This window comes from Candidatus Thiopontia autotrophica (assembly GCA_014384675.1).
Classification (GTDB): Bacteria; Pseudomonadota; Gammaproteobacteria.
Genome location: JACNFK010000024.1, coordinates 74,307 through 88,536 on the forward strand (window position 1 = coordinate 74,307; position 14,230 = coordinate 88,536).

The 14,230-nt window shown below is 48.4% G+C and carries 17 protein-coding genes; 16 read left to right on the forward strand and 1 reads right to left on the reverse strand.

Features of this window, described 5'->3' with window-relative positions; genetic code table 11:
- Positions 1-42 precede the first annotated feature (42 nt).
- The 4 genes from pssA to rimI all read left to right on the forward strand — a co-directional run bounded on the left by pssA (position 43) and on the right by rimI (position 3,372).
- Positions 43-858, forward strand: coding sequence for a CDP-diacylglycerol--serine O-phosphatidyltransferase (pssA, locus tag H8D24_04005; GenBank protein ID MBC8519555.1), 816 nt, complete (start codon positions 43-45; stop codon positions 856-858).
- Positions 848-2,389: a 2-isopropylmalate synthase gene (locus tag H8D24_04010; GenBank protein ID MBC8519556.1), complete on the forward strand. Its 1,542-nt coding sequence runs from the start codon at positions 848-850 to the stop codon at positions 2,387-2,389. The genes pssA and H8D24_04010 overlap by 11 nt, the downstream gene beginning before the upstream one ends.
- Before the next feature lie 73 nt (positions 2,390-2,462).
- Positions 2,463-2,921, forward strand: a complete 459-nt coding sequence (locus tag H8D24_04015; protein MBC8519557.1) for a DNA polymerase III subunit psi — start codon at positions 2,463-2,465, stop codon at positions 2,919-2,921.
- Positions 2,914-3,372, forward strand: coding sequence for a ribosomal protein S18-alanine N-acetyltransferase (gene rimI / locus H8D24_04020; protein MBC8519558.1), 459 nt, complete (start codon positions 2,914-2,916; stop codon positions 3,370-3,372). Before H8D24_04015 ends, rimI begins: the two co-directional genes overlap by 8 nt.
- Positions 3,373-3,488: 116 nt before the next feature.
- Here the strand turns inward: rimI and H8D24_04025 are convergent, their stop codons facing one another.
- The gene (locus H8D24_04025) at positions 3,489-4,286 is read right to left on the reverse strand and encodes an inositol monophosphatase (GenBank protein ID MBC8519559.1); all 798 of its coding nucleotides are present in this window, start codon (positions 4,284-4,286) and stop codon (positions 3,489-3,491) included.
- Between the two features lie 180 nt (positions 4,287-4,466).
- On the opposite strand from H8D24_04025, the gene H8D24_04030 reads away from it, so the two are divergent.
- The 12 genes from H8D24_04030 (at position 4,467) to rlmN (ending at position 14,174) form a co-directional block, all read left to right on the forward strand.
- On the forward strand, positions 4,467-5,210 hold the full coding sequence (locus H8D24_04030; GenBank protein ID MBC8519560.1) for an RNA methyltransferase: 744 nt from the start codon (positions 4,467-4,469) through the stop codon (positions 5,208-5,210).
- A 45-nt stretch (positions 5,211-5,255) separates the two neighbouring features.
- Positions 5,256-6,089: a serine O-acetyltransferase gene (cysE, locus tag H8D24_04035; GenBank protein ID MBC8519561.1), complete on the forward strand. Its 834-nt coding sequence runs from the start codon at positions 5,256-5,258 to the stop codon at positions 6,087-6,089.
- A 79-nt stretch (positions 6,090-6,168) separates the two neighbouring features.
- Positions 6,169-6,627, forward strand: coding sequence for an Rrf2 family transcriptional regulator (locus H8D24_04040; GenBank protein MBC8519562.1), 459 nt, complete (start codon positions 6,169-6,171; stop codon positions 6,625-6,627).
- A 23-nt stretch (positions 6,628-6,650) separates the two neighbouring features.
- Positions 6,651-7,817 (forward strand): cysteine desulfurase, encoded by a 1,167-nt coding sequence (locus H8D24_04045; GenBank protein ID MBC8519563.1) that lies wholly within the window; start codon positions 6,651-6,653, stop codon positions 7,815-7,817.
- A gap of 115 nt (positions 7,818-7,932) precedes the next feature.
- On the forward strand, positions 7,933-9,171 hold the full coding sequence (locus tag H8D24_04050; protein MBC8519564.1) for an IscS subfamily cysteine desulfurase: 1,239 nt from the start codon (positions 7,933-7,935) through the stop codon (positions 9,169-9,171).
- Between the two features lie 29 nt (positions 9,172-9,200).
- Complete coding sequence (gene iscA, locus H8D24_04055; GenBank protein MBC8519565.1) at positions 9,201-9,524, forward strand: iron-sulfur cluster assembly protein IscA; 324 nt, start codon at positions 9,201-9,203, stop codon at positions 9,522-9,524.
- Entirely contained in the window at positions 9,521-10,051 is a 531-nt protein-coding gene (gene hscB, locus H8D24_04060) for a Fe-S protein assembly co-chaperone HscB (protein ID MBC8519566.1), read from the forward strand. The genes iscA and hscB overlap by 4 nt, the downstream gene beginning before the upstream one ends.
- A 9-nt stretch (positions 10,052-10,060) precedes the next feature.
- Positions 10,061-11,935, forward strand: a complete 1,875-nt coding sequence (gene hscA / locus H8D24_04065) for a Fe-S protein assembly chaperone HscA (protein MBC8519567.1) — start codon at positions 10,061-10,063, stop codon at positions 11,933-11,935.
- The gene (gene fdx, locus H8D24_04070) at positions 11,932-12,270 is read left to right on the forward strand and encodes an ISC system 2Fe-2S type ferredoxin (protein ID MBC8519568.1); all 339 of its coding nucleotides are present in this window, start codon (positions 11,932-11,934) and stop codon (positions 12,268-12,270) included. The genes hscA and fdx overlap by 4 nt, the downstream gene beginning before the upstream one ends.
- 110 nt (positions 12,271-12,380) lie before the next feature.
- A complete protein-coding gene (gene iscX / locus H8D24_04075; GenBank protein MBC8519569.1) occupies positions 12,381-12,581 on the forward strand; it encodes a Fe-S cluster assembly protein IscX in 201 nt (66 codons plus the stop codon).
- Between the two features lie 89 nt (positions 12,582-12,670).
- Positions 12,671-13,099 carry a nucleoside-diphosphate kinase gene (gene ndk / locus H8D24_04080; GenBank protein ID MBC8519570.1) on the forward strand — a complete coding sequence of 143 codons (429 nt, stop codon included), beginning with the start codon at positions 12,671-12,673 and terminating at the stop codon, positions 13,097-13,099.
- Positions 13,029-14,174, forward strand: a complete 1,146-nt coding sequence (gene rlmN / locus H8D24_04085; GenBank protein MBC8519571.1) for a 23S rRNA (adenine(2503)-C(2))-methyltransferase RlmN — start codon at positions 13,029-13,031, stop codon at positions 14,172-14,174. Before ndk ends, rlmN begins: the two co-directional genes overlap by 71 nt.
- The last annotated feature ends 56 nt before the right edge of the window (positions 14,175-14,230 follow it).

Sequence of the window (14,230 nt, forward strand, 5' to 3'; positions counted from 1 at the left end):
TTTATTTGTGACAGTGTGCCTCTATCAGCGATAATAGGAGGAATGAATACAACTGTAGAAAAACAGCGCAGAAGAGGGATCTATCTACTCCCAAATCTGTTTACCACCGCAGCCCTGTTTGCTGGTTTTTTTGCCATTATCTCGGCAATAAAAGGGAGCTATGAGGCGGCCGCTATCGCCATTTTTATTGCCATGGTTCTGGATGGACTGGATGGACGTGTTGCTCGCATGACCAACACCCAGACTGAATTTGGCGCCGAGTATGACAGCCTCTCTGATATGGTTTCGTTTGGAGTGGCACCCGCGCTGGTGGTATATCTTTGGGGGTTGTCAGCCATGGGTAAATTGGGGTGGCTGGCTGCATTTATATATACTGCAGGCGCAGCACTTCGTCTGGCCCGTTTTAATACTCAGGTAAGCAGTGCAGACAAAAGGTATTTTCAGGGGTTGCCAAGTCCTGCATCAGCGGCGGTGGTGGCAGGCATGGTCTGGGTTGCAGTTGATTACGGTTTTTACGGTGAGGGTGTTCCGCTAGAGCTGAGTTATATCGCGGCTCTGATTACGGCCTTGTCCGGATTGTTGATGGTCAGCAATATACGCTATCACAGTTTCAAGGAGCTTAATCTCAAAGATCGTATCCCTTTTGTTGCCATGATTCTGATGGTGGCGTTGATAGTATTGATATCGGCAGATCCACCACAGGTTCTGTTTGGAGGGTTCTTGATTTATGCGATTTGGGGGCCAGTCTCCAACTTGCTGGAGCTTAGAAAGAAGCGTGCGGAGCGTGCAGCTTCGGGTTCCGTGGTAGAACAATCCACAGATAAATTTTCAACTGACAAGGCAGATAGTGATGAGTAAGGATCAGTTAATAATATTTGATACCACTCTGCGTGATGGTGAGCAGAGTCCTGGTGCATCCATGAATATGGATGAGAAGTTAAGAATTGCACGTGCCCTGGAGAAGATGAGAGTTGATGTTATTGAGGCAGGTTTTCCGATCGCAAGCCCGGGAGACTTCGAGTCGGTTAGAGCAGTTGCTGGAGCGATCAGTGAGAGTACGGTCTGTGGTCTGGCGCGTGCTCTGAAGAAGGATATCGAGACAGCCGGTCGAGCTCTGGAACCTGCGGCCAAGGGAAGAATCCATACCTTTATTGCAACCTCACCAATTCATATGGAGAAAAAACTTAGAATGTCTCCAGATCAGGTGGTGGAGCAGGCGGTGCAAGCCGTCAAGTGGGCACGAGAATATACCGATGATGTTGAGTTCTCTCCTGAGGATGCAGGGCGTTCAGAGCCTGATTTTCTCTGCAGAATTCTGGAGGCAGTTATCGATGCAGGGGCAACCACTCTTAATATTCCAGATACGGTTGGTTATAATCTGCCGCACCAGTTTGGTGGGTTGATCAGCGACCTTATTGAACGTGTTCCAAATTCGGACAAGGCTATTTTCTCGGTTCACTGCCATAATGATCTTGGGCTGGCGGTTGGCAACTCACTCTCGGCTGTTCTTAATGGGGCTCGTCAGGTTGAGTGTACGATCAATGGTCTTGGTGAGCGCGCAGGTAATGCATCACTGGAAGAGGTGGTTATGGCCGTGCGAACCAGGCAGGATCTGTTTAGCTGTGATACTCGTCTTGATACCACACAAATTGTTCCATGTTCTAAAATGGTTTCCGGTATCACCGGATTCCCGGTGCAGCCCAACAAGGCAGTGGTGGGGGCCAACGCATTTGCTCATGAGTCTGGAATTCACCAGGACGGTGTACTAAAACAGCGTGAAACTTACGAGATCATGCGTGCTGAGGATGTCGGTTGGTCGGCAAACCGTATGGTACTGGGTAAACACTCCGGACGTAATGCATTCAAGACCAGGCTGAGTGATCTTGGAGTTGAGTTTGGTTCTCAGGAAGAGCTGAACGAGGCCTTCGCCCGCTTCAAGGATCTGGCCGACAAGAAGCATGAGATTTATGATGAAGATCTACAGGCGCTGGCGACAGACTCAGTGCAGTGGTGTGCTGACGAGTGTTACCGATTGATCTCGCTTCATGTCTGCTCCGAGACAGGTGAAATCCCCAATGCTGAGGTTACTGTACTTGTTGATGGAGAGGAGAAGACGGCCAAGGCAACGGGTGCGGGTCCGGTTGATGCCGTGTTTGGTGCTATTGAGTCTCTGGTGGAGAGTCATGCAAAGCTTGACCTCTACTCGGTCAACAGCATAACCGAGGGTACCGATGCTCAGGGTGAGGTTACTGTACGGCTCGAAAAGAATGGCGGTTTCATCAATGGCCAGGGGGCAGATACCGACATTGTAATCGCTTCTGCCAAAGCCTATATCCACGCACTGAACCGTGTTGCAGAACCAAAAGGACGTGAACATCCTCAATTATGATTTTTGCTGCGTTTGAATTGTTGCTGATTTTTGCGCTGGTTGGCTGGGTGGTATGGATGATAAGAAAGTAAATATGCAGTCACCATATTTGAATATAATGGGTATTCAGCAGTGGGTACGCAGAGATAGTACTGAAAACAGTACCACCAATAGCGACGACAATGAATTTTCCAGATATGTTGAAGAGAGCAAAGTAGCAACATCACCGCTACTTGTCATAACCACCTCGCTTGACGGAGAGGAGAGAATCCTTCTCGACAACATGCTGCAGGCTATAGAAATTAGTGGTGCAGAGGTTCAGCAGATAACTATCCTCAAACCGGAGCTGCTCTCTCAACAGGAGTTCCAGCAATATCTTGTGGGGCGTATCAGAGAATCATCGGCGCAAGCGGTAATCCAGTTGGGTGGTGACGTCATCAACCATACCCTGGTTGAGTACACCTTTCACCCATCCCACCTGATGCAGCATAAAAGTGACAAGCGGCACGCATGGGAGGCCTTGAAGCGAGTAAAGAAGAGGATTGATGGCTGACCTCAATATTCGTCAGATGGGGGAGGCAGATCTTGAGGGTGTGTTGGAGATCGAACAACAGGTCTACCCATTTCCATGGTCCAGACAGATATTCATCGACTCAATCGAGGCTGGATCACTTCTGGTAGTGATGGAACAGCGCAACAAGATTGTTGGATATGGTGTGCTTTCCAGTGGTGGTGGAGAGTCTCAGCTGCTCAATATCGCCATTGATCCGGAGTCACAGAAAAAAGGGATGGGAGAGATTCTGTTGAGCTGGCTGATAGAGCGGGCGCGAAGCAAAGGTTCTGAGATGCTTTTTCTGGAGGTGAGACTATCCAATATCTCTGCTCAGAACCTATATCTCAAGCTTGGATTTAACGAGATTGGTGTACGTGATAACTACTATCGCGTGGCTGGCGGAAAGCGCGAGGATGCGTTGATATATGCGCTACAGTTTTTACCAAAATAATCACAGCCTCACCCATGCAACACGCTCAAGCACATCCCTGTGTCGCTCGCCTGTGGTCGTCCAGGCCACAGACGGTTACCCGTGTGAGGCTGCGATCACTTTCGCAAGGATTTATACTATCGTTTCAGATTGTTAGGTAGTAGCGGGGCAATCGTCTTTTGGATGGCACCATGCACCTCCAGCCCACCAGCAATAACATTTCCTGTCTTCAGAAAATCGGCGCCACCGGAAAAATCACTACACACACCACCAGCCTCGGAGACCAGTAGCGCACCGGCAGCTATATCCCATGGGTTGAGCCCAATCTCCCAAAAGCCATCCAGCCTGCCAGCGGCCACATAGGCTAGATCAATCGCGGCCGATCCGGCACGACGTATTCCTGCACTGTCAGGAAATAGTGCCTTGAAAGTCTCCATATATACCTCAAGATGCTGCTGGTCCTTGAATGGAAACCCTGTGCCCAGCAGAGACCCGCTAATCCCTTTTCGGTTGGTGGTGCGAATACGACGATTGTTGAGCATGGCGCCATCGCCCTTGGAGGCAGTAAAAAGCTCATCCCTCAACGGATCATAGACAACGGCGTGAAGGAGGTTGTCACCAAATGCCAGGGCGATAGAGACTGAGAAAACCGGAAATCCATGCAGGTAATTCGTGGTGCCATCCAGAGGATCAATAATCCATTTGTACTCATTGCCCTCAAAGGAGCCATTCTCTTCGGCCAGAATAGAGTGGTCTGGATAGGCTTGGTGAAGGATTTTTATTATTTCAGCCTCTGCCTTGCGATCAACCTCGGAGACAAAGTCATTCTTTCCCTTGGATTCAATGTTAAGTGCATCCAGTCTGTCAATGGAGCGCAGAATTACAGAGCCTGCACGACGCGCTGCCTTGACGGCTGTATTGAGCATTGGGTTCATAACAAGATCCTGAGAAGTGATATAGGGAGAAGGATTTTACTCTACTGGTATACTATCGGCCACTCAAAACAGTAAAGTATGGTTAGGGAACCACCATAAGATAACTTGTGGGGGAGATCTGATAGAGTTACGAAGTGACTTAATCAGAGCGTTCTTGGCATTGATAATGGATATTCTGATATGAATCACCTGAGGGTAAGGTTTGTGCTGGTAGAGACTTCCCATCCGGGAAATATTGGAGGCGCTGCGCGTGCCATGAAGAATATGTCTCTTGACCAGCTGGTGTTGGTTAATCCAAAACAGTTTCCATGTGCTGAGGCGACCTCGCGGGCATCAGGGGCAGATGATATTTTGATGAACGCCTCTGTTGTCAAAACGGTAGATGAGGCGCTGAATGGGTGCTCTCTGGTTATCGGAACTACCGCACGTCCCAGAAACCTGTATCTGCCTGAGCTTGATCCAAGGGAGTGTGCCGAGAGAGTTATGGATGAGTCTCTCAAGGGGGAGGTTGCGGTACTGTTTGGTCGAGAAGATTCCGGGCTTAGTAATGAGGAGCTGGATCGCTGTAATCTGTTGATGAGGATCCCAACCAGTCAGGATTACTCTTCACTGAATCTTGGGGCTGCAGTGCAGGTTCTTGCTTATGAGTTGATGATGCAGAGAGGTACACAATTAAAGCGACCTGTTGGAGAGGTTGTGCGTCAATATCCATTGGCAACAGCGGATGAGATGGAGGGCCTTTTTGGGCATATTGAGAAGGTAATTATCGAGACCGGTTTTCTTGATCCAGAAAACCCCAGACAGGTAATGCGTCGTCTGCGTAGACTGTTTAACAGGGCAGAGGTGGATCACAATGAGATTAATATTCTTAGGGGTATTCTTACCTCTATCAATTCCAATATGGGCCGTTCCAGAAATGTATAATCTTGCAATAATAATTTGATTGGGATTTTGGAAAGTTGACGAGCAATGTTTAAGCGTATAAAAGAAGATATTCAGTGCGTATTCGAAAGAGACCCCTCGGCAAGAAATTCTGTTGAGGTTTTGATCTCATACCCAGGTGTGTTTGCGGTATTGATGCACCGTTTTAACCACAAGATATGGAATGTTGGATTGCGAGGGGTTGCACGCTGGTTGTCCACCATTGTTCGCTGGATAACCGGAATCGAGATTCACCCTGCCGCAACCATTGGCCGACGTTTTTTCATTGATCACGGTATGGGGGTGGTGATTGGTGAGACTACGATGATTGGCGATGATTGTACTCTATATCATGGCGTTACTCTGGGTGGAACCAGTTGGGACAAGGGTAAACGTCACCCTACACTTGAGAATAATGTGGTGGTTGGAGCAGGGGCAAAGATTCTTGGTCCAATCGTGCTTGGTGAGGGTGCACGGGTAGGATCCAATTCTGTTGTGGTCAAGGATGTACCCAATGGGGCCACGGTTGTTGGTATTCCTGCACGTATTATTCAGCGCAAGAAACCAATTAATCCTCATGTTGAGGAGTTTGCCAAGAAGATTGGTTTCGATGCCTATGGCGCCTCCAGCGAAATGCCGGATCCCGTTGCTAATGCCATAAACTGTATTCTGGACCATGTGCACGCTATGGATTCACAGATGGAGCAGATGTGCGATGCCATCAAGCAGATTGGTGGTGAGGTTGAGGGGGTTGATCTTCCCGCAATAAACGTATCCTGTTCAATCCGCAAGCAGTCCTGTGATGTTGATTGTGATAGTGACGCATGTTCTGTAACAGTTGATAGTAGTGGTCTAACAGGCAGTTCAGAAGCCGCAAAATAAACTTGACCTTTTTAGTCAGTTAAAGCAATATAACCACAGTAATTTTCTGGGTTATTATTATTTAAGCTGAGGAGACCTTATGCGTCTGACAACAAAAGGAAGGTATGCGGTTACTGCCATGCTGGATCTGGCAATTAACGAAGGCTGTGGGCCAATTACACTCTCTGAAATTTCTGGACGACAGGGGATATCACTCTCCTATCTCGAACAACTTTTTGCCAAGTTGAGGAAAAAGGGGTTGGTCAAAAGCTCACGTGGACCTGGGGGTGGTTACCGCTTGGCGCAGAGAGCCAATGATATTGCTATCTCGGAGATTATTCTTGCAGTGGATGAGGCTATTGATGTTAGAAAGTGCAAGGGTGATGGAAATTGTCAGGGGGACCACAGTTGTCTGACTCATGATCTGTGGACTGATCTTAGTGACCAGATTCAGGATTTTCTCTCTTCTATCTCATTGGGTGCACTTACAAAGAACAAGAGCATCCATGAGTTGAATCGTTGCCATGGTAACGCATTGCAAGAAGAGGCAGCAGCCTGACAGTTACTTTTTGTAATGTACCGATGGCTCTCTATCTTGACTGCAATGCAACGACACCACTTGCCTCAAAGGTTTTTGAGGCAATGCGACCATTCTGGTCCGAGAACATGGGTAACCCATCATCACGCCACCGTTATGGTCGGATCGCCAGAAATGCGATAGAGAAGGCCAGGGCGCAGGTTGCCGAATTGCTGAATGTTTCGGTTGACCAAATTATTTTTACAGGAAGTGGAACAGAGGCAAATCATCTTGCAATTCATGGTATTGCCAAATCATTATCATCTAAAAACTTAACTAATAAGGTGGTTGCGGTTGGCTCGACAGAGCATGCAAGCATTCTCTCTGCTGCCAATAGTATGGAGCATAGTGGTTGGGATGTTGTTCAGCTTCAGGTAGATCATAATGGGTTGTTTGGGGATGAGGCTCTGAAGCAGATTAGGGCAAATTATCCCTCAATCGTCTCTGTAATGTTGGCCAATAATGAGACTGGAGTGATCCAGAATATTGCACCAGTAGTTGAGCAGGCTCACAAGATTGGTGCAGTTGTCCATGTCGATGCAAGTCAGGCAGCAGGAAAAATTCCACTGAACTTTACCGAACTGAATGTAGATTGCATGACTGTTTCAGCCCACAAGATGTATGGACCAAAGGGGGTGGCAGCATTGATATTGGCGCCATCCCTGGAACTGAGCCCGATTATTAATGGTGGAGGCCAGGAGATGGGGCTGCGTTCAGGCACCGAAAATGTCCCTGCAATAGTAGGATTTGGTGCTGCAGCACTGTTGTCAGTCAATAATCTGAAAGATAGTGGTGCCAGCTTGTTGGAGACAAGAAGATATCTTGAGGCCGGACTTAAGAATATAGATGGAATAGAGATTGTGGCTGAGACGGCAGATAGATTACCCAATACGGTAATGATGATCATCACCGCGGTTGAGGGTGAGACCATGTTGATGCAGCTTGACCAGCGTGGTTTTTGTCTCTCGAGTGGATCAGCCTGTCAGGCTGGAAAAACAGACCCGAGCCATGTTTTGATGGCTATGGGCATTTCCGGGCAACAGGCAAAGAGTGCAGTGAGAGTAAGCCTCTGCAGAGGAGTTACCAGAGATGAAATAGATCTGTTTCTGGATGCATTGTCAGAGATTGCATTATCGCAGTCGTCAGCCGTTAGTATGACAGCCTGGGGTTAAGTGAAGTAGATCAAAATGGTACAATATCAGCAATCAACGAAAGAGAAGTATGGCTCTTGTGAAGAGCATGGTGGGAGCTTGCTTCTTGATATGGAAATTTACGAGTAGATAAATGATGACACAATCAAATAACCAATCCAGCAGTCGCCCCATATATCTGGATAACTCAGCAACTACCCCGGTTGATCCGCGTGTTGCTGAGGTGATGGTGCAGTACCTTACAGCTGATACCAAGTTTGGTAACCCGGCCTCCAAATCTCATGTCTATGGGTGGGAGGCAGAGGATGCGGTCGAGAGCGCTAGAGAGGATGTTGCTCAACTGATTGGGGCAGATCCCAAAGAGATTATCTGGACATCGGGCGCTACAGAATCGGATAACCTTGCCATCAAGGGGATTGCCCACTTTTATCACAAGAAGGGTAAACATATTGTCACCAGCTCAATTGAGCATAAAGCGGTTCTTGATAGCTGTCGCCAACTGGAGCGTGAGGGTTATGAGATTACCTATCTGCAGCCGGAGTCTGACGGACTTATAGATATATCCAGGCTGGAGGCAGCTCTGCGTGATGACACAATTCTGGTCTCCATTATGCACGTTAATAACGAGATTGGGGTGGTGCAGGACCTGGAGGCAATTGGAAAGTTAACGCGCGAACGCAAAATTTTCTTCCATTCAGATGCGGCACAGAGTGCTGGCAAGGTGGAGATTGATGTAAACAGAATGAATATTGACCTGATGTCATTCTCGGCACATAAGGTTTATGGCCCCAAGGGTGTTGGTGCTCTCTATGTTAGACGCAAGCCGCGTGTAAGGCTGGAGGCACAGATGCATGGCGGTGGTCATGAGCGTGGCATGCGCTCCGGAACGCTTGCTGTACATCAGATTGCAGGAATGGGCGAGGCCTTCCGTATCGCAAAAGAGGAGATGGCAGAGGAGTCAGTTCGTCTGGAGGCTCTGCGTGACCGTTTCCTTGATGGCATCAAGGAGATGGAAGAGGTCTATGTCAACGGAGATCTCAAGAACCGTGTTCCTGGAAACATAAATGTCAGTTTCAATTTTGTAGAGGGTGAATCATTGATGATGGCACTAAACAGGCTGGCAGTATCCTCCGGATCTGCCTGTACCTCAGCCAGCCTTGAACCATCTTATGTGCTGCGCGCAATCGGGAGAAATGATGAGTTGGCGCATAGCTCTATCCGTTTTACCTTCGGCCGTTTTACTACCGAGGATGAGGTTGATGAAGCAGTCTCTCTGGCTGTTCATCATGTAAATAAACTGCGCGAGCTATCACCATTATGGGATATGTACAAGGATGGTATCGACCTTAGTACAGTACAGTGGGCGGCACACTGAATACACTCCACAGAGACTAGGAATTAGAGATGGCAATTACAATGACATCTGCAGCAGCAGAACGGGTTAAGAGTTTTCTGGATAATCGTGGCCAGGGTGTTGGCCTGCGCCTTGGAGTAAAAACATCTGGATGTTCCGGTATGGCCTATGTGCTCGAGTTTGTCGATGAGGTTGAGGATGATGACCAGATATTTGAGCTGGATGGTGTCAAGATAATCGTTGACCCAAAGAGTATGGTATATCTGGATGGTACAGAGCTGGATTACGGGAAAGAGGGGCTGAACGAGGGCTTTCAGTTCAATAACCCTAATGTAAAAAACAGCTGTGGGTGTGGTGAGAGCTTTAATGTTTGAGCCTTATGGATCTTACAACCAACTACTTCGAACTGTTTGGGATTCCTGTCAGCTACTCAGTTGACAAGGGAAGGCTTGCGGAAAGTTATCGTGAGCTACAACAGTTGTTTCATCCTGATCGCTTTGCCAGCTCTTCAGCACAAGAGCGCAGACTTTCGCTGCAGATGGCCTCGAGGATCAATGAAGGAAACCGTGTGTTACGCGACCCGATTGAGCGGGCACGTTATCTCTTGGAGCTGAATGAAGTCGATCTGGGTACAGATGGAGAGACTCTTCGTGACAACCAGTTTCTGCTGGAGCAGATGGAGCTGCGTGAGGAGCTGGATGAGATCCAGCACGGCAGTGATCCAGGGAGTGCTCTTGACCGCTTTGTAATGCAGATGGATGAGCGCATCAGAGAACAGGGTGAACAATTTACCCGGCAATGGGAGAGCTCGCATGAAGAGGCACGTCAAACTATCCAGAGAATGCAATTCTTCAGCCGTCTCTACCATCAGGCAGAAACCATGCTGGATGATTTAATTTAAGAGGTCTCCATGGCACTGTTACAGATTTCCGAACCTGGACAATCGTCCGCACCACATCAGCATCATCTTGCAGCAGGGATTGATTTGGGCACAACCAATTCATTGGTTGCCTCTGTGCGTAGTGGATCTGCCGAAACCCTGCCAGATGATAATGGAGAGCATATGCTTCCATCTGTAGTTAGATATCATGCAGGGTCGAAAGCCCCAACCGTTGGATATTTAGCGCGTGAATCTGCTGTAGATGACCCAATTAATACACTAGTGTCAATCAAGCGCATCATGGGCAAGAGTGTTGAAGAGCTTAAAGACGTATCAAGGCAGTATCCATACTCGTTTATTGAGACCCAATCATCAGTCCCAAGAATCAAGACAGCTGCAGGTGCGGTTAGCCCTATTGAGGTTTCGGCAGAGATCCTCTCTGTTCTCAACAGACGTGCAGAAAGTACTCTGGGTAGTGATCTGGAGGGGGTTGTTATTACAGTTCCTGCATACTTTGATGATGCGCAGCGTCAGGCAACCAAGGATGCTGCAAAATTGGCAGGATTGAATGTGTTGCGCCTGCTTAACGAGCCAACTGCAGCAGCAGTTGCATATGGCCTGGATTCACAGCCAGAGGGGATCCATGCCGTTTATGATTTTGGTGGAGGCACCTTTGATATCTCAATTCTGCGCCTGACCCGTGGGGTTTTTGAGGTGCTCTCAACTGGTGGTGATGCGGTGTTGGGCGGAGATGACATGGATCATCTGGTTGCGGAGTGGATGAGTAGAGAGGCAGGAGATGAGACCTTGTCTCTTCAGTATCTGTTGACAGAGGCCCGCAATGCAAAGGAGGCATTGACCAAATCTGAAGAGGTTGAATTGACTCTGCAACATGGTAATTCAGCGGTGTGGCAGGGGGTGCTTACAAGAGAGCAATTTGATGAGCTGGTTGCGCCAGTTGTTAAGAAGACCATGAGAATTGTGCGACGCGCAATACGTGATGCCGGTGTAGAGAGAGATGAGATTAACGAGATAGTGTTGGTTGGAGGTTCTACAAGAGTTCCTCTGGTTAGAAAAGAGATGGAGACGTTTTTTGAGCAGACTCCACTGCAGGGAATCGATCCCGAACGTGTGGTAGCTCTAGGTGCCGCCATTCAGGCTGATATTCTGGTTGGCAACAAAAAGGATGGTGAGCTGTTGCTGCTTGATGTGACACCACTCTCTCTTGGTCTGGAGATTATGGGTGGAATGACAGAGGTGGTAATCCCCAGAAATACCACAATACCGGTTGCCAGAGCGCAGGAGTTCACCACTTTCAAGGATGGACAGACAGCAATGTCGATCCATGTTGTTCAGGGTGAGCGTGAGATGGTTGAGGATAACCGTTCGTTGGCCCGTTTTGAGTTGAGAGGCATTCCACCAATGGTGGCTGGGGCGGCCAGGATACGGGTAACTTTTCAGGTTGATGCAGACGGCTTGCTCTCTGTCTCTGCACGAGAAGAGAATAGCGGGGTGGAGGCGGAGATTGAGGTAAAACCATCCTATGGACTAAGCGATGGTGAAGTAGAAGGTATGCTAAAGGATTCTTACCGTTTTGCCGAGGCTGACCGTGATATGAGAATGTTGCGAGAGCAACAGGTGGAAGCTGACAGAACCATTGTCGCATTAGAGGCAGCACTCCAGCAGGATGGTGACTCCTTATTGAGTGGTGATGAGAGGGCCCGACTTGAAGAGTTGATTGCCAGACTGCGTGAAATCTCCTTGGGTGACAATAGAGATGAGATAGAAAAGGCCATTGAGAAAACCAATAGAGAGAGCGAATTTTATGCGGCTCGAAGAATGGATCGCTCAGTTCATGATGCCTTATCTGGAAAAAGTGTGGATGAGATAGGAGAGGGGAAATGACGCAGATAATTGTATTGCCACACGAAGAGCTCTGTCCTGAGGGGGCTGTTATTGAGGCGGAGATTGGAACAACCATACTTGATGCGCTGTTGGAGAATGATGTAGAGCTTGAACATGCTTGTGAAAAAAGCTGTGCCTGTACCACCTGTCACTGTTACGTTCGAGAGGGTGGGGACTCTCTGAATGAGAATGAGGAGGCTGAGGATGATATGCTTGACAAGGCTTGGGGGCTTGACCTTGATTCCAGGTTGAGTTGTCAGGCGGTGGTTGCAGATGAGGATCTGGTGGTTGAGATACCTAAATATACTATTAACATGGTTTCTGAAAACAATTAAGTAGTCGTCTCCAGGTAATCAGCCCGCCTCGTGCCTCGGTTACTTCGTCTCCTGCCTGCGCGGGGATGACCTGATAAGAGCTTCCTGAGCTATTAAATGAGAGTTTTAAGATGAATTTAAGATGGACAGATGTACATGATATTGCCATTGAATTGGATGAGGCCTATCCGGATATGGATCCGATGACGATTAACTTCGTTGATCTGCACCGTTTTGTGTTGGAGCTGGAAGGGTTTTCCGACAACCCTGACCATGGTGGGGAAAAAGTGCTGGAGGCGATTCAGATGTCGTGGATCGAAGAGCGTGATTAGTGGTAAAATCTGCGCTCGGATTTTGAGCTGAATTTTTATGACTGAGGCCCGCATTGATGCGGGTCGATTTTTTATGGAGAAAAGAACCCATGGCGATTGAACGCACTTTTTCGATTATCAAACCAGATGCTGTAGCCAAGAATGTAATTGGCAAGATCTATTCCCGTTTTGAGTCTAACGGTCTGCGTATCGTTGCCTCGAAAATGGTGCATATGACCAAAGAGCAGGCTGGTGGCTTCTATGCTGTGCACAAGGAGCGTCCTTTCTACAATGACCTGGTTGAGTTCATGACTTCTGGCCCTGTAATGGTTCAGGTTCTGGAGGGGGAGGGTGCGATCACCAAGAATCGTGAGATTATGGGGGCTACCAATCCACAGGAGGCGGCTGAAGGCACTATCCGTGCAGACTTTGCCGATACCCTGGACGAGAATGCCGTACATGGTTCCGATGCTCCTGAGACTGCAGCACAGGAGATCGAATATTTCTTCCCAGAGGGAGTCTGTGAACGCACCCGTTAATTTACTGGGGTTAAACCGTACACAACTGGAGGCCTTCTTTGCCGAGCATGGTGAGAAGGCCTTTCGTGCTTCTCAGGTGCTGAAATGGATCCATCAGCAGGGGGTTGCAGATTTTGCTCAAATGACAAATCTGAGCAAAACTCTGCGTGAGAAGCTAACGGATATATCTGTTGTTCAGATTCCAGAGGTTATTGCCGACCGCATCTCTACTGATGGTACTCGCAAGTGGCTACTTGAACTGGAGGACGGGAATTCGGTAGAGACCGTTTTCATCCCGGAGAAGGGGCGTGGTACCTTGTGCATCTCTTCTCAGGTTGGGTGCTCACTTAACTGTACATTCTGTAATACAGCACAACATGGTTACAGCCGTAACCTCTCTTCTGCAGAGATTATTGCGCAACTGTGGGTGGCAGACAGGCTGCTAGGGCGTGAGGGCCCAGGGTCACATCAGCGAGTTATCACCAATGTAGTGTTGATGGGAATGGGGGAGCCGTTGCTGAATTTCGACTCCGTGGTCTCCGCCATGGAGTTGATGAAGGAGGATTTCGCCTATGGACTCTCTCGCAGAAGAATAACCCTTAGCACCTCTGGAGTGGTTCCAATGATGGATCGTCTCAAGGAGACGTGTCATGTCAGTCTTGCAGTCTCGCTCCATGCTACAAATAATAAGCTGAGGGATCAACTTGTCCCCATCAACCGGAAATATCCGTTAGAGGAGTTGATGGATGCATGTAGACGTTATGTCGATGGTTCTCCGAGAAGTCGGGTTACTATCGAGTATATTTTGTTGGGCGGCATTAATGACAGTAGAGAGGATGCAGCGGCACTGGTTTCGCTGTTACGTACAGTGCCTTCCAAGGTTAATCTGATCCCATACAATCCATATCCTGGTGGGCAGTATGAACGTCCATCATCAGAGGCTATTGACAGGTTCCGTTCTGTTCTGATTCAGGCTGGCATTACAACAGTCACCAGAAAAACCAGAGGGGAGGATATTGAGGCGGCATGTGGCCAGTTGGCTGGACAGTTCAAGGATCGAACCAGAAGGTCTGATAATCCTGAACTCCACAGTTGACCGCTACAAATTGTCGCAAGCTAATGACATTAAATATAAATAACAGTATGTGGTTG